General features: G+C 63.5%; 26 protein-coding genes and 1 pseudogene. 6 read left to right on the top strand and 21 right to left on the bottom strand.

The window, feature by feature from the left end:
* Positions 1-50 precede the first annotated feature (50 nt).
* Both rnt and pyrC read right to left on the bottom strand, forming a co-directional pair.
* Entirely contained in the window at positions 51-662 is a 612-nt protein-coding gene (gene rnt / locus ACOKS3_RS23250) for a ribonuclease T (RefSeq protein ID WP_371922801.1), read from the bottom strand.
* 59 nt (positions 663-721) lie between these two features.
* Positions 722-1,768 carry a dihydroorotase gene (gene pyrC, locus ACOKS3_RS23245; RefSeq protein WP_085675229.1) on the bottom strand — a complete coding sequence of 349 codons (1,047 nt, stop codon included), beginning with the start codon at positions 1,766-1,768 and terminating at the stop codon, positions 722-724.
* Positions 1,769-1,898: 130 nt separating this feature from the next.
* Here pyrC and ACOKS3_RS23240 point away from each other — a divergent pair, with 130 nt between their 5' ends.
* Positions 1,899-2,873, top strand: a complete 975-nt coding sequence (locus ACOKS3_RS23240) for a flagellar protein MotY (protein ID WP_103449412.1) — start codon at positions 1,899-1,901, stop codon at positions 2,871-2,873.
* A gap of 137 nt (positions 2,874-3,010) precedes the next feature.
* Complete coding sequence (locus ACOKS3_RS23235; protein ID WP_054885859.1) at positions 3,011-4,228, top strand: argininosuccinate synthase; 1,218 nt, start codon at positions 3,011-3,013, stop codon at positions 4,226-4,228.
* A 72-nt stretch (positions 4,229-4,300) separates the two neighbouring features.
* Here the strand turns inward: ACOKS3_RS23235 and ACOKS3_RS23230 are convergent, their stop codons facing one another.
* Positions 4,301-4,741: a hypothetical protein gene (locus ACOKS3_RS23230; protein ID WP_103449886.1), complete on the bottom strand. Its 441-nt coding sequence runs from the start codon at positions 4,739-4,741 to the stop codon at positions 4,301-4,303.
* Between the two features lie 298 nt (positions 4,742-5,039).
* On the opposite strand from ACOKS3_RS23230, the gene ACOKS3_RS23225 reads away from it, so the two are divergent.
* A complete protein-coding gene (locus tag ACOKS3_RS23225; protein ID WP_103449413.1) occupies positions 5,040-5,666 on the top strand; it encodes a response regulator transcription factor in 627 nt (208 codons plus the stop codon).
* Positions 5,667-5,710: 44 nt separating this feature from the next.
* Here the strand turns inward: ACOKS3_RS23225 and ACOKS3_RS23220 are convergent, their stop codons facing one another.
* The 8 genes and pseudogenes from ACOKS3_RS23220 to metG all read right to left on the bottom strand — a co-directional run bounded on the left by ACOKS3_RS23220 (position 5,711) and on the right by metG (position 12,054).
* Complete coding sequence (locus tag ACOKS3_RS23220; protein WP_027918964.1) at positions 5,711-5,887, bottom strand: PA3496 family putative envelope integrity protein; 177 nt, start codon at positions 5,885-5,887, stop codon at positions 5,711-5,713.
* 104 nt (positions 5,888-5,991) lie between these two features.
* Positions 5,992-6,630, bottom strand: coding sequence for an endonuclease III (gene nth, locus ACOKS3_RS23215; protein ID WP_103449414.1), 639 nt, complete (start codon positions 6,628-6,630; stop codon positions 5,992-5,994).
* A gap of 4 nt (positions 6,631-6,634) precedes the next feature.
* Positions 6,635-7,153, bottom strand: a complete 519-nt coding sequence (locus tag ACOKS3_RS23210; protein WP_103449415.1) for an Rnf-Nqr domain containing protein — start codon at positions 7,151-7,153, stop codon at positions 6,635-6,637.
* Positions 7,146-7,748 (bottom strand): RnfABCDGE type electron transport complex subunit G, encoded by a 603-nt coding sequence (locus ACOKS3_RS23205; RefSeq protein WP_422764495.1) that lies wholly within the window; start codon positions 7,746-7,748, stop codon positions 7,146-7,148. The genes ACOKS3_RS23210 and ACOKS3_RS23205 overlap by 8 nt, the downstream gene beginning before the upstream one ends.
* Entirely contained in the window at positions 7,745-8,716 is a 972-nt protein-coding gene (locus ACOKS3_RS23200) for an RnfABCDGE type electron transport complex subunit D (RefSeq protein ID WP_422764494.1), read from the bottom strand. Before ACOKS3_RS23200 ends, ACOKS3_RS23205 begins: the two co-directional genes overlap by 4 nt.
* 22 nt (positions 8,717-8,738) lie before the next feature.
* Positions 8,739-9,380 (bottom strand): annotated as a pseudogene (gene rsxB / locus ACOKS3_RS23195) (electron transport complex subunit RsxB); the annotation flags it as partial.
* A complete protein-coding gene (locus tag ACOKS3_RS23190) occupies positions 9,377-9,925 on the bottom strand; it encodes an Rnf-Nqr domain containing protein (RefSeq protein ID WP_103449418.1) in 549 nt (182 codons plus the stop codon). The gene ACOKS3_RS23190 and the pseudogene rsxB, both read right to left, overlap by 4 nt.
* Before the next feature lie 89 nt (positions 9,926-10,014).
* Positions 10,015-12,054, bottom strand: a complete 2,040-nt coding sequence (gene metG / locus ACOKS3_RS23185; RefSeq protein WP_422764493.1) for a methionine--tRNA ligase — start codon at positions 12,052-12,054, stop codon at positions 10,015-10,017.
* 156 nt (positions 12,055-12,210) lie between these two features.
* On the opposite strand from metG, the gene apbC reads away from it, so the two are divergent.
* Complete coding sequence (apbC, locus tag ACOKS3_RS23180; RefSeq protein ID WP_103449420.1) at positions 12,211-13,305, top strand: iron-sulfur cluster carrier protein ApbC; 1,095 nt, start codon at positions 12,211-12,213, stop codon at positions 13,303-13,305.
* Between the two features lie 117 nt (positions 13,306-13,422).
* Here the strand turns inward: apbC and ACOKS3_RS23175 are convergent, their stop codons facing one another.
* Positions 13,423-13,632: a cold-shock protein gene (locus ACOKS3_RS23175; RefSeq protein WP_003254922.1), complete on the bottom strand. Its 210-nt coding sequence runs from the start codon at positions 13,630-13,632 to the stop codon at positions 13,423-13,425.
* A gap of 328 nt (positions 13,633-13,960) precedes the next feature.
* Between ACOKS3_RS23175 and dcd the strand changes: the two genes are divergently transcribed.
* Together dcd and ACOKS3_RS23165 are read left to right on the top strand one after the other, a co-directional pair.
* The gene (dcd, locus tag ACOKS3_RS23170) at positions 13,961-14,527 is read left to right on the top strand and encodes a dCTP deaminase (RefSeq protein ID WP_003258001.1); all 567 of its coding nucleotides are present in this window, start codon (positions 13,961-13,963) and stop codon (positions 14,525-14,527) included.
* Positions 14,528-14,626: 99 nt separating this feature from the next.
* Positions 14,627-14,854, top strand: a complete 228-nt coding sequence (locus ACOKS3_RS23165; protein ID WP_103449421.1) for a hypothetical protein — start codon at positions 14,627-14,629, stop codon at positions 14,852-14,854.
* On the opposite strand, the gene pdeM is transcribed toward ACOKS3_RS23165, so the two are convergent.
* From pdeM to ACOKS3_RS23120, 9 genes are all read right to left on the bottom strand, one after another.
* Positions 14,855-15,514, bottom strand: coding sequence for a ligase-associated DNA damage response endonuclease PdeM (gene pdeM / locus ACOKS3_RS23160; RefSeq protein WP_422764492.1), 660 nt, complete (start codon positions 15,512-15,514; stop codon positions 14,855-14,857). It lies immediately after the preceding gene.
* The gene (locus ACOKS3_RS23155) at positions 15,511-17,961 is read right to left on the bottom strand and encodes a ligase-associated DNA damage response DEXH box helicase (protein WP_422764491.1); all 2,451 of its coding nucleotides are present in this window, start codon (positions 17,959-17,961) and stop codon (positions 15,511-15,513) included. Before ACOKS3_RS23155 ends, pdeM begins: the two co-directional genes overlap by 4 nt.
* A gap of 68 nt (positions 17,962-18,029) precedes the next feature.
* Positions 18,030-19,145 carry a succinylglutamate desuccinylase/aspartoacylase family protein gene (locus ACOKS3_RS23150; RefSeq protein ID WP_103449424.1) on the bottom strand — a complete coding sequence of 372 codons (1,116 nt, stop codon included), beginning with the start codon at positions 19,143-19,145 and terminating at the stop codon, positions 18,030-18,032.
* 98 nt (positions 19,146-19,243) lie between these two features.
* Entirely contained in the window at positions 19,244-20,902 is a 1,659-nt protein-coding gene (locus ACOKS3_RS23145) for an ATP-dependent DNA ligase (protein WP_422764490.1), read from the bottom strand.
* Positions 20,899-21,915: a ligase-associated DNA damage response exonuclease gene (locus ACOKS3_RS23140; protein WP_422764489.1), complete on the bottom strand. Its 1,017-nt coding sequence runs from the start codon at positions 21,913-21,915 to the stop codon at positions 20,899-20,901. The genes ACOKS3_RS23145 and ACOKS3_RS23140 overlap by 4 nt, the downstream gene beginning before the upstream one ends.
* 135 nt (positions 21,916-22,050) lie before the next feature.
* Positions 22,051-24,492, bottom strand: a complete 2,442-nt coding sequence (locus ACOKS3_RS23135) for a penicillin acylase family protein (protein WP_422764488.1) — start codon at positions 24,490-24,492, stop codon at positions 22,051-22,053.
* Positions 24,493-24,638: 146 nt separating this feature from the next.
* Positions 24,639-24,839, bottom strand: a complete 201-nt coding sequence (locus tag ACOKS3_RS23130) for an SEC-C metal-binding domain-containing protein (protein ID WP_023379046.1) — start codon at positions 24,837-24,839, stop codon at positions 24,639-24,641.
* A gap of 7 nt (positions 24,840-24,846) precedes the next feature.
* Positions 24,847-25,320: an LEA/WHy family protein gene (locus ACOKS3_RS23125; protein WP_103449428.1), complete on the bottom strand. Its 474-nt coding sequence runs from the start codon at positions 25,318-25,320 to the stop codon at positions 24,847-24,849.
* A gap of 2 nt (positions 25,321-25,322) precedes the next feature.
* Complete coding sequence (locus ACOKS3_RS23120) at positions 25,323-25,799, bottom strand: YchJ family protein (RefSeq protein WP_110639619.1); 477 nt, start codon at positions 25,797-25,799, stop codon at positions 25,323-25,325.
* Between the last annotated feature and the right edge of the window lie 221 nt (positions 25,800-26,020).

Raw genomic sequence — 26,020 nt, 5'->3', positions numbered from 1 at the left:
TTTTTTTGTGCCTGGATGCTGGGGTCGCACAGCGGCTCCAGCATTTCGACTCAGTCGTTGAAGTCGCGCCAGCCGCCCATTTCCTTCCAGCGGTTGACGATGCCGCAGAACAGCTCGGCGGTCTTCTCGGTGTCGTAACGCGCCGAGTGCGCCTCACGGCCGTCGAAGTCGATGTCGGCGCTCTGGCAGGCCCGCGCCAGCACGGTCTGGCCGTAGGCCAGGCCCGCAAGAGTCGCGGTGTCGAAGCTGGAGAACGGGTGGAACGGGTTACGCTTGATATCGTTACGCGTTACCGCCGCATTGAGGAAACCAAGGTCGAAGCTGCTGTTGTGGCCGACCAGGATCGCCCGTTTGCAGCCGTTGGCCTTCAGTGCCTTGCGCACGCCGCGGAAGATGTCGGTGAGTGCGCTTTCCTCGCTCACCGCCATGCGCAGCGGGTGGTCCAGCTTGATGCCGGTGAACTCCAGCGCGGCCGGCTCGATGTTGGCCCCTTCGAACGGTTCTACTCGGAAGAAGTAGGTGTGCTCGGGGAACAGGAAACCTTTCTCGTCCATGCCGATGGTCACGGCGGCGATTTCCAGCAGGGCGTCGGTGGCGCTGTTGAAGCCGCCGGTCTCGACATCCACCACGACTGGCAGATAGCCGCGGAAGCGCTCGGCCATCGGGTGGCGCGAGCCGCTGCCGCCCTGACCGTCCTGGTCGTCTTCGTAGAGGTCTTCGCTCACGCGTTGTCCTCCAGCAGGCGCCAGCGCAGTTTTTCACCGGCACGCAGCGGGATCACGGTCTGCTCGCCAAACGGCAGGCTGTCCGGGGCGGTCCACTCTTCGCGGACCAGGGTGATGGTGTCGGTGTTCGCCGGCAGGCCATAGAAGGCCGGGCCGTGCAGGCTGGCGAAGCCTTCGAGCTTGTCCAGTGCATTGCGCTGTTCGAACGCCTCGGCGTACATCTCGATGGCCGCGTATGCGGTGTAGCAGCCGGCGCAACCGCAGGCGGCTTCTTTGGCGTGACGGGCGTGCGGTGCCGAGTCGGTGCCGAGGAAGAACTTCGGGTTGCCGCTGGTGGCCGCGTCCAGCAGCGCCACCTGATGGGTGTTGCGCTTGAGGATCGGCAGGCAATAGAAGTGCGGGCGGATACCGCCGACCAGCATGTGGTTGCGGTTGTACAGCAGGTGCTGGGCAGTGATGGTCGCACCGACATTGGCCGGGGCTTCGGTGACGAATTGCGCGGCGTCGCCCGTGGTAATGTGCTCGAACACCACTTTCAGGGTCGGGAAGCGCTCGACCAGGCGGCGCATGTGCTCGTCGATGAAGCGCTTCTCGCGGTCGAACACGTCGATCTCGCTGCGGGTCACTTCACCGTGCACCAGCAATGGCATGCCCACTTCCGCCAGCGCTTCGATGGCCGGGAAGATGTTGTCGATGCTGGTCACGCCCGAGTCGGAGTTGGTCGTCGCGCCGGCCGGGTACAGCTTGGCGGCGTAGACGATGCCGCTGGCCTTGGCCGCGCGGATGTCCTCGGGGCTGGTGCGGTCGGTGAGGTAGAGCACCATCAGCGGTTCGAAGCGGCTGCCAGCCGGGCGGGCGGCAAGGATGCGCTCGCGGTAGGCGCCAGCTTCGACGGCATTGCGCACCGGCGGAACCAGGTTAGGCATGATGATGGCACGGGCGAAAGTACGCGCCACATCGCCAACGGTATGGGGCAGGACGGCACCATCGCGCAGATGGATGTGCCAGTCGTCGGGACGCAGGAGGGTCAGGCGATCGGACATTGGGAATTCCAGGCGGGTCGAACTCAGGCCCCAATGCTACCGGAAAACCCCGGTCCGAGCACGGCTATCAAGTTTTCCGGCAAGCGTCCGATAGCCTGCCTGTAAGCCGTCAGAATTTGTGGAGCCGCCCGTGCGCCAGCGTTACCTTGCCCTGTTGACCCTCGTCGCCAGCCTGCCGGCCGGCGCACTGACCTTCCAGACCCGCATGGAGAATGTCGCCTGGAACGTCGAGGGTGACCAGTTCGAATGTCGTCTGATCCAGCCGATCGACGGTTTCGGCAGTGGCGAGTTCGTGCGTAAGGCCGGTGAGCAGCCGGTGTTTCAGCTACGCTCGCACAGCAATGTGCTGGGCGCAGGTTCCGCCACCTTGCTGGCAGCCGCTGCCCCTTGGCAGCCGGGTCGCGGCGATGTGAATCTCGGCGCTGTTCGTATGGCCCGTAGCGGCGTGTTGTTCAGCTCGTCGCAGAGCCAGGCCAGTCGCCTGATCAACGGCCTGCTCGATGGCCGCAGCACGGTGGTGCGCAACTATACCGGCGAAGGCGGGCGGGTAATGGAGGTACGCGTGTTGCCGGTCAGCTTCGCCAAGGCGTATGGCGACTATCAAGCCTGCGCCAGCAAGATGCTGCCGATGAACTATGACCAGGTGCGCCAGACCCAGGTTGGGTTCCCGGGCGGTGGCTTCGATCTCGATGCCGACGCCCGTGCGCGGCTGGATGTGATCCTCGATTACCTCAAGGCCGACCCGACGGTGAACCACATCGAACTCAATGGCCATTCCGATAACAGTGGTAACCGCCTGACCAATCGTGACACTTCGCGGCGCCGGGCCTTGGCCGTTGCCGATTACTTCAAGGCCCATGGTGTGCCCGAAGAGCAAATCGTCGTGCGCTTCCATGGCGAGCGCTATCCGCTGGTGAAGAACAACAGCCCGGCCAATCGGGCGCGTAACCGGCGGGTAAACATCGAACTGGATCGGGTGGCTCAGGTGGAGAAGCCGGCGGTGCAGTCGGTTCAGCAACCGGCACCGGTAGCGCCTGCCATCCCGCCTGCCGCGGTGGCACCGGCTACGGCTGCTCCGTCTGCATCGGGAACGAAGGCACCCTGACCGTACTTCCACGCCACCCACGTCGCGCTGCTGACAGTTCCTGTCGCTTTGTCGTCAGAAGCTGTCGCCCCACTGTAAATTTGTCCGCAACGCCGGTAGAATCGGCCCCTTTCCGTACAACCCCGTGGAGTGATGGCATGGCGGACGTAAAAAAGGTCGTACTGGCGTATTCCGGCGGCCTTGATACTTCGGTGATTCTCAAGTGGCTGCAGGATACCTACAACTGCGAAGTGGTGACCTTCACCGCTGATCTGGGTCAGGGCGAAGAAGTCGAGCCGGCTCGCGCCAAAGCTCAGGCGATGGGCGTAAAAGAGATCTACATCGACGACCTGCGCGAAGAGTTCGTGCGTGATTTCGTCTTCCCGATGTTCCGCGCCAACACCGTCTACGAAGGCGAGTATCTGCTGGGTACCTCCATCGCCCGCCCGCTGATCGCCAAGCGCCTGATCGAAATCGCCAACGAAACCGGCGCCGACGCCATTTCCCACGGCGCTACCGGCAAGGGTAACGACCAGGTTCGCTTCGAACTGGGTGCCTACGCCCTCAAGCCAGGTGTCAAGGTCATCGCCCCATGGCGCGAGTGGGACCTGCTGTCCCGCGAGAAGCTGATGGACTACGCCGAGAAGCACGGCATCCCGATCGAGCGCCATGGCAAGAAGAAGTCGCCGTACTCGATGGACGCCAATCTGCTGCACATCTCCTACGAAGGCGGTGTCCTGGAAGATACCTGGACCGAGCACGAAGAAGACATGTGGCGCTGGAGCGTCTCGCCAGAAAACGCCCCGGACCAGGCTACCTACATCGAGCTGACCTACCGCAATGGTGACATCGTCGCCATCGACGGCGTCGACATGACTCCGGCCACCGTGCTTGCCGAGCTGAACCGCATCGGCGGCGCCAACGGTATCGGCCGCCTGGACATCGTCGAGAACCGTTATGTGGGCATGAAGTCCCGCGGCTGCTACGAAACCCCTGGCGGCACCATCATGCTCAAGGCCCACCGTGCCATCGAGTCGATCACCCTGGACCGCGAAGTCGCTCACCTCAAAGACGAGCTGATGCCGAAGTACGCCAGCCTGATCTACACCGGCTACTGGTGGAGCCCGGAGCGTCTGATGCTGCAGAAGATGATCGACGCTTCGCAGGTAAATGTTAACGGCGTCGTGCGCCTGAAGCTGTACAAGGGCAACGTCATCGTGGTTGGCCGCAAGTCGGATGACTCGCTGTTCGATGCCAACATCGCGACCTTCGAAGAAGACGGCGGCGCCTACAACCAGGCTGATGCTGCCGGCTTCATCAAGCTCAACGCGCTGCGCATGCGTATTGCTGCCAACAAAGGCCGCGGGATGCTCTGAGCATTTGGCTGAAGTGGCAAAAACAAACCCGGCTCTGGCCGGGTTTTTTTTGCCTTCTGGACGGTGGCCTGGTCAATACCCATTGGGTAGATCCTCAGGCAAGCGGGTGGTCGTAAGAATCACGCACTGTTGTAGATCCATGTTGCACATTCGCCAGCGCCTGTTTTCGACATGCGCTTGGCTAAGGGCTTGCACGATTTGTTGTTGTATCAGTTTTTCCGCGTCTGGCCCGGAAAACATCATGGTTATAGTTTCTTGCATGTCGGGAAGCGTCGCTTGCTCAGGGATGTTTTTCTGTTCGGCTGGGTCAGGTTTGTAAAAGGATTTGTAGTTGAAGTTCAGGGTGAGAAAGAACAGGGCTGTGAGAAAGAATGGAAACCCCACAAGGAACCAAGTGTAGTACGTCTGACTTTTTTCGCTGAGAAAAGGCAAGGTTGCCAAGGCAGAAGCTTCGATGATGCCAGCGAAGATGGCGATTATCGTCAGTGGGGCCACAGGTTGGTTATCGTTCATGGTCATTGCCTCCTGCATGTTTCTCTTATCAATAACCTACTGACTGCCTCAACTAAATTGTGGACATTTTCCGGGGGAGGGAAATTTCTGCGGGGGGAGTGAGTTGATCACGTTTTGATTTGCGTGTTCGTAAGCGCATTCGGGATAAAGGATTAAATTTTTCTTGTAGGAAAATTCCCAAACCGACGTAAGGTTCATCTATTCGGCTATTTGTACAGGGAATCGACGCGCCATTTAGCGTTCTGCTCGGTTATGGTGAGGCAGTCGTCAAAGCAGAATAATGAATGATGGATATCGCATGAATAAAGTCCTTATCGTGGATGATCATCCGGTCATACGCTTGGCAGTGCGCATGCTCATGGAGCGGCATGGGTATGATGTTGTTGCGGAAACCGACAACGGCATTGCAGCCTTGCAACTCACTCGCGAGCACCTCCCCGACATTGTCGTGCTCGACATCGGCATCCCCAAGCTCGATGGGCTGGAAGTCATCGCCCGGATGGCCGCGGCCAGCCCTGGCAGCCGTGTCCTGGTGCTGACTTCCCAGGCGCCCGGGCATTTCTCCATGCGCTGCATGCAGGCGGGGGCTTCAGGCTATGTGTGCAAGCAGCAGGAACTCACCGAACTGCTCAGTGCCATCAAGGCTGTGCTCTCTGGCTACAGTTACTTCCCGAATCAGGCTTTGCACAAGTCCCATGGCCGGGTAGGAGGCGCCAGCGAGGCTGAAATGGTAGATCGCCTGTCGGCAAGGGAGATGATGGTGCTGCAGCAGCTTGCACGCGGGCGTTCCAACAAGGAGATTGCCGACAGCATGTTCCTCAGCAACAAGACGGTCAGCACCTACAAGACCCGCCTGTTGCTGAAGCTGAATGCCCATTCACTGGTGGACCTGATCGAGTTGGCCCGCCGTCATGGCCTGAACTGAGCGCGGCATGCACAAAGCCTCCATGAAGGAGGCTTTTTGTCAGGCTACAGGTCGTAGTCGAAATCGGCGAGTTGTCGTTGCAGGCGTCGCTCTTCGAGGAGGTTGTCAATGGTACGACGCTTGCTCAGGTTGGTCTTCGCGGTTTCTACCTGAGGCTCCGCTTCGTCGTCAGCGGTAGCAAAGTCATCTTCGATCGACAGGTCGTCTTTATCGGTACTCATGAGTCGCTCCAAGCCAAAGGGCCATTGGCCGTCCTTATAGCGAGAAAGCGAAGTCCGGTAAAAAAGATTTTTTCAATCAGGATGCAGCTGTTTTTGCTATTGGCTCAATCGTCGGAGGTCTTGTGCTTGTATTCGCACAGATCTTCGATGCGGCAGCTACCGCAACGAGGCTTGCGTGCCTGGCACACGTAGCGGCCGTGCAGGATGAGCCAATGGTGAGCGTCGAGTAAGTAATCCTTGGGGACGAACTTGACCAGCTTCTTCTCGACTTCGAGCACGGTCCTGCCCGGCGCGATGCCAGTGCGGTTGCTGACCCGGAAGATGTGTGTGTCCACGGCCATGGTCGGCTGGCGGAAGGCAGTGTTGAGCACCACGTTGGCGGTCTTGCGGCCAACGCCCGGTAGCGCTTCCAGTGCTTCTCGGGTCTGCGGTACTTCGCCTTCATGGCGCTCGATCAACAGGCGGCACGCCTCGATGACGTTCTTGGCCTTGCTGTTGTACAGGCCGATGGTCTTGATGTATTCGCTCAGGCCCTCGACACCTAGCGCATGGATGGCCTGCGGTGTATTCGCGACCGGAAACAGGCGCGCGGTGGCCTTGTTGACGCCGACATCGGTGGATTGTGCGGAAAGCGTCACGGCAACCAGGAGCTCGAATGGGGTGGTGTAGGCCAATTCCGTTTTCGGGTCGGGATTGTCTTCGTGCAGCCTGCGAAAGATCTCCAGGCGTTTGGCGGCATTCATGGGTTCAACGCTTTCCTTGACGACGTGTGAGAGTGGGGCGCAGCCAATTGTACAAGGCAAGTAGCGCGCCGAGCAGTAGCAGCCCACCTGACGGCAGCTGGGCCAAGTGCATGCCGGCGACTTTGTCCAGCCATTGGCGGCCGGCGCCGAGCAGCAGGCAGGCGAGCAGCAGGCCAGTCAAATGCAGCAACAGTTGTCGCCAGCGCCCTTCAGTTGGCAGCAATGTGTCGATGGCGAGGCATTGCAGGCAGATCAGCGCAGGAAAAAACCCAAGCGTCAGCGCCAATGGCAATGCCCAGGCCCGCAGTGCCAGTTGCAGGCAACTGGCAAGCGCAGCAAGCAGCAGCAGGCTTGCCAGCCAGTACTTCGCGCCGCTGAGTGTTGGCCGCAGCTGGCTTAGCAAGGCTTGGTGGAGAAGGGGCAGCACGAGCATGCACGCGCCGATGGCTAGTGCCTGCGCAAAGGTGCGCGTTGCACCAAGCAGCGGGGCCAGGCCGGTCACCAGCAGGCAGTATTTATTCATGGCCGGGGGCTCCGAGCAGTTCGCTGCGATGCTGGTCAAAATATCGCAAGGCTTCCTGCTGGGCATCGATCACTGCCCGGGAAGTAACGGTTGCCCCAGCCAGCTGATCGAAGTCACCTTGGTCGCGCCTGAGCGCCCAGCGATCGCCAAGGTCGTGATTGGCAAATTGTGACAGCCAGCCAGACTGTGGGTCGGCGATCTGGCCGCCCAGCCCAGGGCTTTCCTGCTGTTCGACCACCCGAGTGCCAATCAGGCGGCCTTCGGCGTCGATGGCAATGGTCAGTTTGATAGGGCCAGCATAGCCCTGGACCTGGCTCACCAGCACGATGGCTGTTGGCGAAGTGCCGTGGGTCGCGCGCAAGGCCGCGAGTATCTTGCTATGCAATGGCTGATCGGCTGGCAGTGGTAAGGCGTTGTCCAGGGGGTGATTGTCGTAACTTTGCGCGGGCAGCACCGCCAGCAATTGGTCTGCCTTAAGTTGGTGCTCGGCATCTGCGATGGCTGGGCCCGTCCAGTCCTGCCAGGCCAGCGTTAACGCCAACGCCGACCCTCCGACGACGAGTAGCAGCAAGCTGCTGCGAACAGGTGCGGTCATGGCGAGACCTGCGGGCGTCGCAAGGCAAACCGATCCAGGGCGGGCACTGCCAGGTTCATCAGCAGGATGGCGAATGCCGTGCCATCCGGGTAATTGCCCCAGGTGCGAATCAGGTAGACCAGCGCGCCTGCGCCAAAGCCAAACAACAGCCTGGCCAGGTTGGTCTTGGGGCCGGACACAGGCTCCGTGGCGATGAAGAACGCCGCCAGCATGGTTGAGCCGCTGAACAGGTGCAGCAGTGGCGAACCGTTCGAATCCGAGCCGGAGCCATTCCAGGCCAGCAGACTGAACAGAAACAGGCCGGCCAGCAGGCCTGCCGGGGCATGCCAGCTGATAACCTTGCGCTGCAAGAGAAACAGCCCACCGAACAGCAGTGCCAGGTTGACCCACTCGCTGTTGCGGCCGCCAAATTTGCCAAAGCCGGAGTGGCTGGCGAAGAGTTCGTCGATGGTCAGGCTGCGGTTGTGGCGCAGGCCATCGAGAATGGTCGGCCCCGCCCAGGCATCGATTTGGCTGTCACTGCCGGACACCAGCTGCAGGCTATCGATAAAGCCAACGGCCTGGCTGGGCCAGTGGGTCATGTGCAGCGGAAAGTTCAGCAGCACAAAGGCGTAACCGACCATTGCCGGGTTGAACAGGTTGCGGCCCACTCCGCCAAAGGCCTGCTTGCCGACGCCGATGGCAATGCCTGCTGCAGTCACGGGCAACCACCAGGGCGCTTGCACAGGCAGGGCGATGGCCAACAGCACGGCAGTCACCAGGGCACTGCCATCGTTCAATGCCGGTAGAACAGGTTGTCGACGTACAGCCAGCAGTGCCGCTTCGCAACTCAATGCACTGCTGGCGCACAGCAACAGGCTGAATAGCACCCCCCAGCCCTCTGTCCAGAGCGCTGCAAGCAAGCCCGGTAGACAGGCCAGCAGCACCAGGCCCATGGCCTTGCGTAGCCGTGGGTCAGGGTTTGCCATGGTCGTGCCCGGCCGCTGCAGGCGCAGCATCGGCAGCGGTGGCTTTTTGCGCCTTGATCCGTTCGAGGGCGGCCTTGATAGCATCTGGCGCGCCTTGTGTGGCTCCGGCCGTACGTGCCAGACGCTGCGCCTCCCGGCGTGCGATATCGCGTTGCAGGCGGGCGTTGCGCTGTTCGTGGCGCTGGCGCGCATGATCGCGGCGCTGGCGGCGGACCTGCAGTTGTTCGGGGGTATGGGCCAGGCCGCTGACAATTGGCACCACCGTGGCTGGCAGTGGATGCATGTCGATGCAATCGACCGGGCAGGGCGCCAGGCAAAGGTCACAGCCGGTACATTCGCTGGCGATGACCGTGTGCATCAGCTTGGCGGCGCCAACGATGGCGTCGACCGGGCAGGCCTGGATGCATTTGGTACAACCGATGCATTCGGCTTCGCGAATGTAGGCGACCTGGGGTGGTGCGCTTCCTCGCTGCGGGTCAGGCGCAAGCAGTGGCACCTCCAGCAGCACGGCCAGCGCGGCGATGGTTTCGCTACCGCCTGGCGGGCACTTGTTGATGGCCTCGCCCGCAGCCAGGCCTTCGGCGTAGGGCCGACAGCCATTGTGGCCGCATTTGCCGCACTGGGTCTGTGGCAACAGGGCGTCGATGCGTTGAATCAAGTTCATTGAGTGAAAAGTCCGTTGAATCCCGAGAACGCCAGGGCCATGACACCCGTACCGATCAATGTAATGGGCAAGCCGCGCAGCGCAGCCGGTACATCAGGGTGCTGGCTGCGCTGGTGCAGGTCGTCGAACAGCACCAGCGCAAGCCAGAAGCCCAGGCCGGCCGCTATCCCCCAGCACAACGTTGCAAGCGCCGAGGTGTCATCTTCCGTCACTTGCAGCACCAGGCCCAGCAGCAAGGCATTGCCCAGCAAGGGCAGCGCAAGGTCCTCGGTGGGCCATTGCGGGCGTAGCCTGGCCAACACCTGCGGCACGCCCCATGCCAGCAACGCCAGCCAGGGCAGCAGCAGGAACAGGCGCAAGTCCTGTAAATGCCAGGGCGCCATGATCAACCGGTCGAGCGCTTGCCCGCCGCTTGCCCCGAGCGCTATCGAAAGGGCGCCTGCCAGGCCACAGACCTGCAGGCGCAGCCGGCTCAGCGGCTGTTGTTGCAGGAGTAGGTGGCTGAACAGCGCAGCGCTGGCGAGGATCAGCATATAGTCGTTCATGAGAATGACGATAGCCGGGAATCGCCTGGCGCGTCCGGCATTGGCGCTGCAGATGGAACTGCCCCGGCGGTGAGGCCGGGGCAGGAGGCTTACTTGATGCGCTGACCTGGCTTGGCGCCGCTGTCAGGGCTGAGCAGGTAGATCTCTTCGCCGCCAGGGCCGGCCGCCATGACCATGCCCTCGGATACGCCAAAGCGCATTTTCCGCGGCTTGAGGTTGGCCACCATCATGGTCAGGCGGCCTTCCAGCTGGGAGGGGTCCGGATAGGCCGACTTGATGCCGGAGAACACGTTGCGGCGTTCGTCGCCGATGTCCAGGGTCAGTTGCAGCAGCTTGTCGGCGCCAGGCACGGCTTCAGCCTTGACGATCAGCGCGACGCGCAGGTCGACCGCGGCAAAGGTGTCGAACTCGATTTCGGCCGACAGCGGGTCCTTGGTCAGCTCGCCGTTGCCGGCTGGTGCCTGGGCTTCGGCGGCCAGCAGGTCTTCCTTGCTGGCGGCGACCATGGCTTCGACCTTGGCCGGTTCGATACGGCTCATCAGCGCCTTGAACGGGTTCAGCTGGTGGTTTTCCAGGCGCGACTGGTGGTCGTTCCAGGTCAGTGGCGCGACGTTGAGGAATGCCTCGGCATCGGCGGCGAGCAGCGGCAGCACCGGTTTGAGGAAGACCACCAGCTGGCGGAACAGGTTGATGCCTTGGGCGCAGATGGCCTGGACTTCGTCCTGCTTGCCTTCCTGTTTGGCCAGCGACCAAGGTGCCTTGTCGGCGATCCAGGCGTTGGCACGGTCGGCCAGGGCCATGATTTCGCGCATGGCGCGGCCGAAGTCGCGACCTTCGTAGGCTTCGGCGATCGACGGGGCGGCAGCGAGGAAGGCCTCGGTCAGCTCCGGCGCAGCATCGCCCGCGACCATCACGCCGGCATTGCCCTTGTGGATGAAGCCGGCGCAACGGCTGGCGATGTTGACCACCTTGCCGACCAGGTCGGAGTTGACCTTCTGCACGAAGTCCTCGAGGTTCAGGTCGAGGTCATCGACGCCACGGCCAAGCTTGGCGGCATAGTAGTAGCGCAGGTACTCCGGTTGCAGGTGGTCCAGATAGGTGCGGGCCTTGATGAAGGTGCCACGCGACTTGGACATCTTGGCGCCGTTGACGGTCAGGTAGCCGTGCACGTTGACTGCGGTCGGCTTGCGGAAGCCGGCGCCTTCGAGCATGGCAGGCCAGAACAGCGCGTGGAAGTTGACGATGTCCTTGCCGATGAAGTGGTACAGCTCGGCCTTGGAGCCTTCGTTCCAGAAGGCGTCGAAGTCCAGCTCCGGGCGGCGTGCACAGAGGTTCTTGAAGCTGGCCATGTAGCCAATCGGCGCGTCCAGCCAGACGTAGAAGTACTTGCCAGGCTCGCCCGGGATCTCGAAGCCGAAGTACGGCGCATCACGCGAGATGTCCCACTCCTGCAGGCCGGAATCCAGCCATTCGGCGAGCTTGTTGGCGACGGCGTCCTGCAAGGTGCCGCTGCGCGTCCACTGCTGCAGCATGGCCTGGAAGTCCGGCAGCTTGAAGAAGAAGTGCTGGGAATCGCGCAGTACCGGGGTGGCACCGGAAATCGCTGACTTGGGGTTCTTCAGTTCGGTCGGGGCGTAGGTGGCGCCGCATTTTTCGCAGTTGTCGCCGTACTGGTCTTCAGCCGCGCATTTCGGGCAGGTGCCCTTGATGAAACGGTCGGCGAGGAACATGCCCTTTTCAGGGTCGAAGTACTGGGTCACCGAACGGGTAGCGATGTGCCCGGCATCACGCAGGCGGCCGTAGATCAGGCTCGATAGCTCGCGGTTTTCGTCGCTGTGGGTGGAGTGGAAGTTGTCGAAGTCCACCAGGAAGTCGGCGAAGTCGCCGCTGTGCTCGGCCTGGACATTGGCGATCAGCTGCTCAGGGGTGATGCCTTCCTTCTCGGCACGCAACATGATGGCCGAACCGTGGGCATCGTCGGCGCAGACGTAGATGCACTGGTTGCCGCGCAGCTTCTGGAAGCGCACCCACATGTCCGTCTGGATGTACTCCAGCATATGGCCAAGGTGGATGGATCCATTGGCATAGGGCAGGGCGCTGGTAACGAGAATCTGACGTGGCTCGGACATGGTGGCTCGGCTACTTATCTGGCTCGGGTAAAAATGAGGGTGATCGGCCACTATAAAGGGCCGGCGAAGATATTTCACCCCAAGCACGCATCTGCTGACGATTGACGGGTTAGGATAGGCGTCTGTTTTGTACTCAGTTTGCCAATGGGAGTGTCCATGAGTGCCGTCACCCGTGCCGCCGTCGAAGGCGTGCTTCGCCAGTACACCGACCCCTACCTGAACCAGGACCCGGTCAGCGCCGGTTGCGTGCGCGCCATCGACATCCAGGGTGGGCAGGTCGCTGTGCAGTTGCAGCTGGGCTATGCCGCCGGCCTGTTCAAGAACGGCTGGGCCCAGGTGCTGCAGACTGCGATCGAGAACCTCGAGGGCGTCAGTTCGGCCCAGGTGTCGATCGACTGCGTGGTCGCCGCGCACAAGGCCCAGGCCCAGGTGCCAGCCATGGCCAACGTCAAGAACATCATTGCCGTGGCCTCGGGCAAGGGCGGGGTCGGCAAGTCGACCACCGCCGCCAATCTGGCCTTGGCCCTGGCCCGTGAAGGCGCCCGGGTGGGCATTCTCGATGCCGACATCTATGGCCCCAGCCAGGGCGTGATGTTCGGTATCGCCGAGGGTACCCGCCCGCAGATTCGTGAGCAGAAGTGGTTCGTGCCGATCAAGGCCCATGGCGTGGAAGTGATGTCCATGGCGTTCCTCACCGATGACAACACGCCGATGGTCTGGCGTGGCCCGATGGTGTCCGGTGCGTTGTTGCAGCTGGTCACCCAGACTGCCTGGGACGACCTGGATTATCTGGTCATCGACATGCCGCCAGGTACCGGCGATATCCAGCTGACCCTGGCGCAGAAGGTGCCGGTGGCCGGTTCGGTAATCGTCACCACGCCACAGGACCTGGCCCTGCTGGATGCCAAGAAGGGCGTGGAGATGTTCCGCAAGGTCAACATCCCGGTGCTGGGCGTGGTGGAAAACATGGCCGTGCACATCTGCTCGAACTGCGGCCATGCCGAGCACCTGTTCGGTGAAGGCGGTGGTGAAAAGCTGGCGGTGCAATACGGCGTCGAACTGCTGGCCTCGCTGCCGCTGTCGATGCTGATCCGCGAGCAGGCCGACAGCGGCAAGCCGACGGCGATCGCCGAACCGGAGAGCCAGATTGCCATGGTCTACCAGGAACTGGCCCGCCAGGTGGGCGCGCGGATCGTGCTGCAGGAAGCAGCGGCGCCGGCGATGCCGAGCATCACCATCAGCGAAGATTGAGGCAGCACTTGTGGGAACGGCCTTGCCGGTCCCACAAGGCCGCAGATGCTTTGCAGTCAGGCATAAAAAAACCCGCCAGAAGGCGGGTTTTTTTGAAAGCTAGGAAGCTAAATCGACTTAGGCGATTTGAACTTCTTCAGCCTGCATGCCTTTCTGGCCGCGGGTAGCGACGAAAGTAACAGCCTGGCCTTCTTTCAGGGTTTTGAAGCCGTCAGCTTGGATGGCTTTGAAGTGCACGAACAGGTCGTCGCCCGACTGAGGGGTGATGAAGCCGTAGCCTTTCTCATCGTTGAACCACTTAACAACACCGGATTGACGGTTGGACATTTTTCTGTCTCCTTGGACAATTTGATAACGGTCAGGAAAAACCCTGCCCGGGACTGAGCGCAAAGAGAGCAGAAAATTCAGCGATGGGCCGATCAGGATCGTGCATCAAACTAGAGATTCTCGGTGTCACGTGCAGCACAGTGGCGTCACCTTACCCCACTTTCCACGAGCTGCCAATGGTCTGTGAACGCTTTACGCAAATTCGGATCGACGGCGGCTGCAGCCCCCGTCCGGCGCGGGATGAGGCACTGGAACTTTAACCCGGGCTTCGGGACCGGTAAGATGCGCGTCTGGATTTTCCCCTCGCAACTCTTCAGGACACCCCGCCATGAGCATCAAATCGGACAAGTGGATTCGCCGCATGGCGCAGGAACACGGCATGATCGAACCGTTCGTCGAGCGCCAGGTGCGCGGCGAGCAGGACAGCCGGGTGATCTCCTTCGGCGTCTCCAGCTACGGCTACGACGTGCGCTGCGCCGACGAATTCAAGGTGTTCACCAACATCAACTCGGCCACCGTCGACCCGAAGAACTTCGACGCCGGCAGCTTCGTCGACATCAAGAGCGATGTCTGCATCATTCCGCCAAACTCCTTCGCCCTGGCCCGTACCGTCGAGTACTTCCGCATCCCGCGTGACGTGCTGACCATCTGCCTGGGCAAGAGCACCTACGCCCGTTGCGGCATCATCGTCAACGTCACCCCGCTCGAGCCGGAGTGGGAAGGCCACGTGACCCTGGAGTTCTCCAACACCACCACGCTGCCGGCGAAGATCTACGCCAACGAAGGCGTGGCGCAGATGCTGTTCCTGCAGTCCGACGAAGAATGCGAAGTGTCGTACAAGGACCGTGGCGGCAAGTACCAGGGCCAGCGCGGCGTCACCCTGCCACGCACCTGATCCGACGAGCGCGGGGAATTAGTTTCCCTGATGGCACTCCAAGAGTTTGAACAGCGCCGATACGTATGCAGCGTATCGGCCCTCGTCCAGGAGCTGCCAATGAAACTCAACCCCGCAATCAGTGCCAAGCTGGCCGTACTGCAGCCCAACCAGATCGGGTTGCTGGCGTGGTCACTGCTGGCGCATCCCTTGCCAATGCAGGCCGGTGGCGTTCCGCACCAGCCTGACCCCGATACGCCGCAGCCGCCGGAACCAGGCGAACATCCGCCCATGGAACCGGGTGAGCCGACCCTGCCGGACGAGCCACCACCGTCTCCCGTAGCCTGACTAGTTGGCGAGTGCCCACACCCGGTCGCCCCCTGCGACGAACGCGCGGGCGTCCGAGCCAGGCTCTATCGTCCATCCCCCGGTAAATTCGCCGAACGCCGGCAGCAGGCTGACCTGAGCATCGATCAGGAAGCAAGGCAGCCTGAGCCGTTGCCGTGCCCGTCCTCGCAGCACATAAACTGGATGCACATGGCCGGCCAGCACCGGATGGGTGGGGTGAGGCAGGGGGGCGTGCCGCAGGGCAAAGGGTTCCAGCAGCAAAGGTTCATCCCTTGCTTCGATACCCAGTTCGACCGGCGGGTCGCCGGCATGGCGATCATGGTTGCCACGCACCAGCACGACCTTCAGCGCGCTATGGCTGTTTTTCCACCTGCGCAGGCTGGCCAGCATGCCGGGTGAATGTGCGGCGCGCGCATGAAGGAAGTCACCGAGGATGACCAACTGCTCGCAGTCATAGCTGTTCAGCAACGTGTCCAGGCGTGCCAGCGTGGCGGCTGTGGTGCCGCGCGGAACCGGTTGATGCAAGGCCCGATAGCTGGCGGCCTTGCCGATATGGACGTCAGCCACCAGCAAGGTGCGGCGGGCTGGCCAGTAGATGGCCTTGTCCGGTAACAGCCAGAGCGTTTCGCCGCAGTGCTCGATCGACAAGTAACTGTTCATGGCCGGTTTGCCGCTTTTTCCAGGTCGGCCACCATCCGCGCAATGCGGTCTGCCAACTTTTCCGTGCTCAAGGTCTCGCGCATGCCTTCGACCAGCAGGGCGAACGCCAAGGGGCCTGGCCGTTGCAGCGTGCGCAGGTCCAGTTGCAGGCTGTGCATCTTGAGCAACTGGCGGTGCAGGCGCTCGATCTCCAGTTCTTCGCTCAGGACTTCATCGCGCGCCTGGCCGAGCAGCAAGTTGCCGGCGTCATGTTTGCGGAATACTTCATAGAACAACCCGCTGGAGGCCTGAATCTGCCGCGTGCTCTTCTGCGCGGCCGGGTAACCGCCGAATACCAGCCCGGCGATCTGGGCGATTTCACGAAACCGTCGCAACGCCATCTCGCCGGCGTTCAGGCTGGCCAGCACATCCTCCAGCAGGTTGTCGCCAGACAGCGCCTCAGGCAGGCAGCGGGCCCAATCCACGGTACTGGGGCTGAGCAGTTCGAAACCATAGTCGTTCACGGCGATGGAGACCGACAGTGGTTGCACCCGGCTCACCCGCCAGGCGATCAAGTTGGCCAGGCCCAGGTTGGCCATGCGCCCGGCAAAGGGGTAGAGGAACAGGTGCGAGCCCTGGCGCGATGCCAGCGTTTCGGCCAGCAGCGTGCTGCAGGTGGGCAAGGCCGACCACTGCGCCTGCAAGGCCAGCAACGGCCGTACGGCCTGCATCTCCGAGCCGTGGTAGCGCCCATGGGCGGCAGCATCGAGTTGCTCGACCAGTGCGTCGGCCAGTTCGTTGGACAGCGGCATGCGCCCGCCATTCCAACGCGCCACGGCGGCCTTGCGCGCGGTGCTGCGGCGCACGTAGGCGGTCATGCCTTCCACCCGTACCAACTCCAGGACCCGGCCGGCGAACACCAGGGTGTCGCCAGGGCGCAGGCGGGCAATGAAAGCTTCCTCGACACTGCCAAGGTGCTTGCCACCACCACCCTTGCTCCAATACTTGAGCTGCAGGCTGGCTTCGCTGACGATGGTGCCGATGCCCATGCGGTGACGCCTCGCCAGGCGCTCGCTGGCCACCCGCCAGACCCCGTCGGGGTGTGCTTCGACACGCCGATAGTCGGGGTAGGCCGTCAGTGCGTGGCCACCGTGATTGACGAAATCCAGTGCCCATTGCCACTGGCTGTCGCGCAAGTCACGGAAGGCCCAGGTGCTGCGCACCTCCTCGAGCAGTTCGGCGGGGCGAAAGCCATTGCCCAAGGCCATGCTGACCAGATGCTGAACCAGCACGTCCAGGCACAGCCGCGGCGAACGGCGCGCTTCGATATGGCCGGAAGCCAGTGCGGCGCGGGCTGCGGCAGCTTCCACCAGCTCCAGGCTATGGGTTGGCACCAGGGTGATGCGCGAGCGGCGCCCTGGCGCGTGGCCAGAGCGCCCGGCGCGCTGCATGAGGCGAGCAATGCCTTTGGCCGAGCCGATCTGCAGCACCCGTTCGACCGGCAAAAAGTCCACCCCAAGGTCCAGGCTGGAGGTGCAGATCACTGCCTTGAGCGTGCCCTGCTTGAGGCTGAGTTCTACCCAGTCGCGGGTTGCCCGGGCCAGCGAGGCATGGTGCAGGGCGATCTGCCCGACCCAGTCGGGGCGGGCATCCAGCAGGGCCTGGTACCAGAGCTCGGCCTGGGCACGGGTGTTGGTGAACACCAGGCTGCTGGCGCTGGCGTCGAGTTGCTGGGCAACCTGGTCGAGCATCTTCAGGCCCATGTGCCCGGCCCAGGGGAAGCGCTCGATGGCATCGGGCAGCAAGGTGTCGACCACCAACTGCTTGTCCTGGCGGCCTTTCACCAGCAGGCCTCCTCCCGGCAACAGCACCTCGAGGGCGTGCGGCAGATTGCCGAGCGTGGCCGATAAGCCCCAGGTCATCAGGCCCGGGTGCCAGCGACGCAACCGGGCCAAGGCCAGTTGCAGTTGCACGCCGCGCTTGTTGCCAAGCAGTTCGTGCCATTCATCCACCACCACCAGGCGCAGGCTGGCGAAGTCTTCGGCGGCTTGTGCGCGGGTCAGCAGCAGGGTCAAGCTTTCCGGCGTGGTGATCAGGGTGCTTGGCAGGCGCCGGGCCTGGCGAGCGCGCTCGTCACTGCCGGTATCGCCGCTGCGCACGCCGACCGTCCAGTTCAGGCCAAGCTCATCCAGCGGCGTTTGGAGGGCGCGGGCAGTATCAGCGGCCAGTGCGCGCATGGGCGTGATCCACAGCACCTGCAGCGCCGCAGGCTGGCGCCCGGTTGCTGACTTGGCGAAGGCACGCAATGCCGCCAGCCAGACCGCATAAGTCTTGCCCGCGCCGGTGCTGGCATGCAGCAGCCCGGAGTCACCACGGCCAACCGCAGCCCATACCTGGCGTTGGAAGGCGAAGGGCTTCCAGCCACGGGCAGTGAACCAGGCATTGGCAAGGTCGGACGAGGCGGGCATGCGTGCAAGCAGTCCTGAGAAGGCTGTGCTTCTACAGACCACTCGCCGCATGCATTGGTTTTACCCGATCAGTTGGCTAGCAGGTAGCCGCTGCGCAACACCTGTTCGCCGGCGACATGGGCGATGACCATGCCGGCCGTGGCCATGCGCCGCACGCTGCGGGCATAGAGCAGGCCGGGCTGGCTGTTGCGCACGGCAGTCACGCGGTCATTGAGCGGGTCGATGACTTCGGCGATCAATTGCCCGGCCTCCAGGTGCTCGCCTGGGCGGGCGTGGTACACCAGCAGCCCGCCCAGGGGCGCGGCCACGGGTTCGACGGCGGCCAGTGGCGTGGCCGGGCGTGATAGCTCCGGTAGTGGTGCGGCAATACCTTCGATGACACTGGCGTAAGTCAGGTAGTCGAGAATCGCCTGGCAGTCCTGGCTGGCCAGGTCATGGCTAACGTCGGCTTGGCCACGCAGTTCGACGGTGACCGAAACGCTGCCCAGCGGGATCGGGAAGTGCTTGCCAAAGCGTTGCTGCAGCTGCCACCAGACCAGACTGAAGCATTCGTCGAACGACTGCCCGCCGGAATCAGTAGCCAGCAGGCTGGCCTGGGCGCCCAGGTAGCGCGCCAGGGGTTCGACCTGCGGCCAGGCTTCGGGCGTGGTGTAGAGGTGTTCGACCGCTTCGAAGTCGCAGTGCAGGTCCAGTACCAGATCGGCATCGCAGGCCAGTCGTTGCAGGGTCAGTCGCTGGGACTGCAACGGCGTGCGCGCTGGGTGGGCGTCCAGGCCACGACGCAGGTATTCGCGGATGAGCGCCAGGTTGTGGGCCGGGTTCTGGGTCAGGTGGCCTTCGATCTGGTCGCCGATGCTGTCGGACAGGTCGACAAAATTGCGGTTGAAATTCTCGCCGCTCTGCAGCTCGAAACGGCCCAGGGGCGCGTCCAGCATCACCTGCTCCAGGCCGACCGGGTTGGCCACCGGTACCAGGATGATTTCGCGCAGCAGGCGACCCTGCTGTTCCAGCTCGGCCAGGCGGCGCTTGAGATGCCAGGCCACCAGCATGCCGGGCAGTTCGTCGGCATGCAGCGAGGCCTGGATATACACCTTGGCGCCACCGCGTGGGCCGAAGTGGAAGCTGTGCAATTGGCGGGTAATGCCCGGTACGGGCGAAAGCAGGTCGTGGGTCGAATGGTGCATGGTGGTCCTGGCTGCGTGGCGAAAACGGTCTGCGACACGGGTCGGCTCAAAGATAGAAGCATAATTTCCAATATCGCGCCTCACCGCGTTGCCTTCTTTCAGACCAGCAATGCCTGCAGGCTGGCCAGGTCATCGGCTTCCTCGACCGGCTTGTCCAGGCGCCAGCGCAACATCCGCGGAAACCTGACGGCGATGCCGCTCTTGTGACGTTTGGACAGCGCAATGCCCTCGAAGCCCAACTCGAACACCAGCGTCGGGGTGACGCTACGTACCGGCCCGAAGGTTTCCATCGTGGTCTTGCGAATGATCGCATCCACCTTGCGCATCTCTTCGTCGCTGAGCCCGGAATAAGCCTTGGCGAAGGGCACTAGCGCGCGGTCGGGCGTGCCGGGTGGCGCGTTCCATACTGCGAAGGTGTAGTCGCTGTAGAGGCTGGCGCGGCGGCCATGCCCGCGCTGGGCATAAATCAGCACCGCATCGATGCTGAACGGGTCGATCTTCCACTTCCACCACAGGCCCATGTCCTTTGTCCGGCCCACGCCGTACAGGGCATCACGCTGCTTGAGCATCAACCCTTCAACGCCCAGGCTGCGCGACTTTTCACGTTGCCGGGCCAGGTCGCTCCAGTCGTTGCCATCGAGCAGCGGTGAAAGCAGCAGCGGGGCCAACGGGCACTCTGCCACCAGACGCTGCAACTGCTGGCGCCGTTCATGTTGCGGGCGGCTGCGCCAGTCCTCGCCTTGCCATTCCAGCAAGTCATAGGCTTGCAGTACGACCGGGGCGTCAGCCAGCAGCTTTTTGCCCAGGTTCTTGCGGCCAAGGCGCTGCTGCAGCACGGCGAACGGCTGCACCGCTGGTGTATCGGCGCTGACGCCCGGCTTCCAGACCAGGATCTCACCGTCGAGCACCGTGCCGTCCGGCAAGCTTTCGGCCAGGCCGTGCAGCTCGGGAAAGCGCTCGGTGACCAGCTCCTCGCCCCGTGACCAGACCCATAGTTGACCCTCGCGCTTGACGACCTGGGCGCGAATGCCGTCCCACTTCCATTCGATTTGCCACGCAGCTGGCGGACCGAGCAGGGCCTCGAATTGTTCTGGCGGGGCCTGCAGGGCGTGAGCCAGGAAGAATGGGTACGGTTGGCCGCCGCGCTGGCTATGTTCATCAGTGGACTCTTCGGCGATCAGCTTGAGGTAACTGGCGGCTTTCGGGCGATGGCCGATGTCCGTATAGCCGACCAGTCGCTGGGCCACGCGCTTGGCATCCAGCCCCGCCAGTTGTGCCAGGGCGCGGGTGACCAGCAGCTTGGATACCCCGACACGAAAGCTGCCGGTGATCAGTTTCAGGCACAACATCAGGCTCGGACGGTCCAGTTGTGCCCACAAGGGGAGCAGGCGTTGCTGGAGTTCTTCAGCGGGCAGGCCGCGCAAGGGCAGCAGATGCGCCTCGACCCAGTATGCCAGGCCGTCGTCGCTGGCATGGGCGGCTTGCGGCAACAGCAGCGAGATGGTTTCGGCCAGGTCGCCCACCGCCTGATAGCTCTCTTCGAACAACCATTCGGGCAACCCCGCCAACGCCGTGGCCAACTCACGCAGCACGCGGGTCGGCACCAGCTGGCGGGGGCGCCCGCCAGCAAGGAAATAGACGGCCCAGGCGGCATCTGCGGCGGGTGCTGCCGCAAAGTAGTCACGCAAGGCTTCGAGCTTGGCATTGCTGGAGGTGGTGGCATCCAGGCGCAGGTACAGTTCGGCGAAGGCTTTCATGCCTCTGGCTCCGTGGCTACGGTGTCATCCTCTTCGCCGTACTCGGTGATGAACGCACGGGCATCCAGCCCTTGTTCGTTGAGGTAGCGCACCAACACGTTTACCGAGCCGTGGGTAACCATGACCCGTTCGGCTCCGGTCTGGCCGATGGCCCACAGCAGCCCCGGCCAGTCGGCGTGGTCGGACAGCACGAAGCCACGGTCCACCCCACGCCGTCGTCGGGTACCGCGCAACAGCATCCAGCCGCTGGCAAATGCATCGCTGTAATCGCCGAAACGGCGCATCCAGCTGCTGCCTGCGGCAGAGGGTGGCGCCAGGATCAATGCCTGGCGCAGCAGTGGGTCGTTGCGCGGAACATCACCGGCATAACGGGTGCTCGGCAGGTGCACACCGGCTTCTCGGTAGACCCGGTTCAGCGGCTCGACAGCGCCATGCACGAGGATCGGCCCGATCTCCGGGTCCAGGCCGTGGAGTATTCGCTGAGCCTTGCCGAACGCGTAGCAGAACAGCACGCTGGCCTTGCCTTGCTCACAATTGCTGCGCCACCAGGCGTTGATCCCGGCAAAAATGTGCGCCTGGCTGGGCCAGCGGTAGATGGGCAGGCCGAAAGTGGACTCGGTGATGAAGGTATGGCAGCTCACCGGCTCGAAGGCTGCGCAGGTGCCATCCGGCTCGACTTTGTAATCACCCGAAGCAACCCAGACTTCGCCCTGGTACTCGAGGCGCACCTGCGCCGAGCCCAGCACATGGCCAGCCGCGTGCAGGCTGAGGGTGACGCCGTGATGCAGGATGCGTTCACCGTACGGCAGGGTCTGCAGGTCGATGTCCTGGCCCAGTCGGCTGCGCAGGATGCCGGCGCCGGGGGCTGCGGTCAGGTAGTGGCGGTTGCCGGTGCGGGCATGGTCGCCATGACCATGGGTGATCACGGCGCGCTCGACCGGGCGCCAGGGGTCTATGTAGAAGTCGCCAGGCGGGCAGTACAGGCCTTCGGGGCGAGCGATGACGAGGTCCATGGGTTGGGCGCACTGGTTTGGGGTTACCAGTTAGGAGCCGTGGGTCGGTGTGGAAGTTCGGATGGAGTTGGCGCTGAAAATCTTGTGGCGAGCACCTGGTGGCCCTGACTCGCCCTCCGACCTTTCGCAAAGCCCTTACCGCCCTGGCACCAACGTCAACCGCTGGCTGCCATAAGCCCGCCCGAAGTTCTGCGGCTGCAGCGGCAAGCTCATGAACCGCCCCTTGAACCAGGCGTCCAGCCCGTCGCTGTAGTGCGAGCTGGCCGGGTTGCCCGACTGGCCGTTGCTGGTCAGGACCTGCAGCGGCTCGGCCTGGCCGAAGTCAACGATCATCCGCGCCGAGGCCGGCAGGCGGGTGTCGAAATTGCTGCCCCAGGCGTAAGGGGTCAGGGCCGGGGTGCTGAAGTCGCCACCGGCGGCCATTGGCGAGCGGTTCATTGCATCGCCCAGGCCGTGGTAGGCAGGGGCCGGCCAGCGGTACTGGTGCAGCTTGCCCCACTGCCAGGCACGGCGGTCACTGCCCAGTTGCGCGGTGCCGGCATCCACGGCGGCCGCCAGGCTGCGGGCGAGGATGGTCGATTTGTCTTCTTTCTGCGGCGTGTTGCGATCGTCCCAGAACGGGCTGTCATCGCGGCCCAGCAAGTGGTCAGCCTGGGCCGAGTACGACAGGCGGGCGTTGCTGACGAAGGCCTGCCAGGCAGGGCTGGATTCCGGGCCGAGCTCGTCGAGGAAGGTCTGCCGGGTGACTTCCTGGATGAACAGCTCGTACAGCGCTGCATCCGCCGACACCGGGCTCAGACGGCCATCGAAGGCCTTCAACCGAGCCAAGGCGTTGCGCGCCTTGTCACGCTGGGCCGCAGGCAGGGCGTCGATCGCCTGCTTCAGTTGCTGGGCCATGCCGGGGGCATCGAACATCTGCTTGAGCTTGTCGGCCAGCAGCGTTACCTGGTCGTTCTGCAGGGCCATCAGGCTGCGGCTGTCGTGGCGACCGTTGCCGGCCAGCTGGCCCAGGCGCTCGGCGCGCTCGGGGTAGTACCAGGTACTGGACAGCTGCATGCCATAGCCACGCGGCAGGCTGCGCTGGTTGGCGTGGGCGATCCAGCCGGCCGGTGGGTCCTGGTCATACGGGTGCAACATGGGGTCGGCATAGCCATCCCAGTCATAGCGGCCGTCCCAGCCAGGCGACGGCAACAGGCCCTGGCCTTCCCGGCGGTTCGGGTAGCGGCCGCTGACTTGCCAGCCGATGTGTTCGGGCTCGGCGAAGACGAAGTTGAGCGCCGCGGTGGCGACTTCTCGGGTGCTGTCGAAGGCGCGCTCGATATTCTGAGCGCGGGTCAGGTCGAACAGCGCGTCGAGGCTACGGTCGCCCTTGAGCTGAGGCAGGCTCAGGGCCAGGCCCAGGCTGGGGTTGCCCGCCTGGGGGAGCAGGGTGCCGTGGCGGGTGTCGTACATTACCTCGCGCTGTGGGCGCTGGCCGCGAACGAAGAAGGTCTCGCTGCGGGCCCGGGCCGGCAACCACTTGCCGTCGGCCAGGTAGCTCACCTGGCTGCCGGCATGGCGCAGTTGCTCCAGATACAGGTCCTGGTTATCGGCCATCACCGCGCTGCTGCTCCAGGCCAGCTTGCCATTGTAGCCGGCCAGCACGATGGGCAGACCAGGCAGTGACAGGCCGGCAACCTGGTACTTGCCCGTGTGGATCTGCACCGGGCTCAGGGCCCAGGCTGCGCGGCTGTCGCTGGCCAGCAGGCTCTTGCCGCTGCGGCTACGTTGCGGGCCTAGTGCCAGGTTGGCCGAGCCGGGGCTGCCGAGCAGGTCAAGATCGGCGAGTTTCTGGCTGGCCGCTGCCAGTGCAGGCAGGCCCGGCAGCTGGCTGCCCAGGTTCAGGCCCTTGAGTTTGTCCACCTCGGCTGCTGCCAGGGGTTCGTCCGGTGCGCCGGGCAGCAGCCAGGGCAGCTTGTCGTTGCCGACTTTCTGCGCCAGGGTCAGGGCGCTGAGTTCTTCCTGCAGGTTCACCGACTGGCTGAACGCATACAGGCTGAAGATCAGTGCCGAATCTTCAGGCTTCCAATATTCCGGGCGGTAACCACTACTGGCCAGGCTCGCCGGCAGTTTGTCGCGGTAGCGGAACAGGTAGGCGTTGACGCCGCGGGCATACACCTCGAAGAAGCGCTTCAGGCGTGGCGAGGCGTCTGCGTACTGCTGGGCGGCGCTCTGCTTGAGGTTGGCGGCCCGCATCAGCCGGTCGATGTCCAGCGCATCGCTGCCGGCCAGCTCCGCCAGGCGGCCCTGGGCGAGCAGGCGCATGGCGAGCATCTGCTCGATGCGATCGCCGGCATGCACATAGCCGAGGGTGAACAGCGCGTCATGGAAGCTGCTGCTCTCGATCAGCGGCGCGCCCATGGCGTTGCGCCGGACCGAAACGTTCTGTGCCAGGCCTTTGAGCGGTTGCACACCGGTGGTCGGTGGCACGCTGTCCTGATAGCCACCCATCTGGCAGCCGGCGAGCCCGAGCATGCCGAGCAACGTGGCGGCGGCGCTGAACCGCAGGCGGAAGGGAGGAAGGACGGGGGCGGCCATGACAAGGGCTCCTGCAAGGCGTGGCGGGGTTCGAAAGGCGCTAAGGTAGTGAGCGCGCAGGCGCCGTGCAAGGTGCGGTGGAGGTTTATTTACCAGCGGTACCTGCACCGCCGTCATCGCCGCTGCAGGTACCTGCGTTCAAAGGATCAAGCGCCGTGGCACTTCTTGAACTTTTTCTGGCTGCCGCACGGGCACGGGTCGTTGCGGCCGACGTCCTTCAGGGCGTTGCGCACCGGCTCCTGATGGCCGTGGTTGCAGTGCGGGCCGTGCACATGGCCGTGGTCGTGATCATGATGATCGTGACCGTGGTTGCAGTCCGGGCCATGAACATGGGGTTGCTGGGTCATTGCAGGGTTACTCCGGTATGAGATCGCCGGGGATTATCTCACCACTGCGCGACAAGTGCAGGTCCTGATGGAAGATCAGCCCGGTCTCCAGCTCGCCTTGCAGGCGGTAGTGCAGCGGCTGCCCGCTCTTGAGCAGCTTGGCCAATGGCTTGAGGTGTTGCCAGAGGTTGGTCCGCGCTGTGATCTTGAAGGTGCGCCGGGCATGCCCGCCGACACTGCGCCAGAGGCTGACGTCATCCTGCGCCAGCAGCAGGTCGTCGAGCCACACCGAATAGCTCAGGTTGCGAATGAACAGGCGGCTGTCGTTGGGGTTGTCGACGCGCAGGTGCAGGACGAATTCCTGTTGCAGCAGCCGCGCCTTCACCGTTTCCACCTTGTCCAGGTGCAGCTCCGGTTCGCGAGAGTCGTCGCCCCAGCTCGCACAGCCCGCCAGCAGCGCCAGCAGGGCGCTGAGCAGGAGCAGGCGGGTGGCGGCGATCATGCTCAGTTACCGACGTAGCTGGCGCAGCATTTCTTGAATTTCTGCCCGCTGGCGCAGGGGCAGGGATCGTTGCGGCCGGCCTTGAGCGCGACGGTGGGGTCGATGAAGTACCAGCGTCGCTCGTGCTGCACGAAGGCAGACCGCTCACGGTGCTGGTGGTCGCCCTCCTGGTCATGCCAGCGGGCAGTGAAGGTCACGAAGGCGTGTTCAGGCTGGCCGCCGAGCACTTCGGCGCTTTCCACCTCCAGCCCAAGCCAGGTGCTCTGGGCGCTCCAGGCCGCCATGGCGGCGCGGTCCAGCTCCGCCTGCTGGGCCGGCAGGGTGGTGGCGACCAGATAGTCGACCAGCCCCAGCACATAGGCGCTGTAGCGCGAACGCATCAGCGTCTGGGCGTCGGGGGCCGGGGTGCCGGCATGGTAGTGCCCACAGCAGGCGTCGAGCAGGTTGCCGCTGCCACAAGGGCAAACCGAGACACTCATCATCACCACCAATACTTGCCGAAGTTTTCAGGGTTGGCCCAGAACTGAGTGGGGTATGGCGGCAGGCCAAGCGTAGCGGGCTTCATAGAGGACCTCAAGGAATTTGGTGACAAAGCTGGTGACAGTGTTGGTGACAGACAGCGAGACCGCAAGGGCGAATTACTGGGGTCCTTAACGCGCCCACAGGCACCCACGCGAGGGCCTACGGGGGAACCTGCGCG

Source organism: Pseudomonas sp. HS6-2, from assembly GCF_049325675.2.
GTDB lineage: Bacteria > Pseudomonadota > Gammaproteobacteria > Pseudomonadales > Pseudomonadaceae > Aquipseudomonas > Aquipseudomonas putida_N.
The sequence above is the reverse complement of the archived record's forward strand: the minus strand, read 5'-3'. Positions and strand labels throughout refer to the sequence as shown.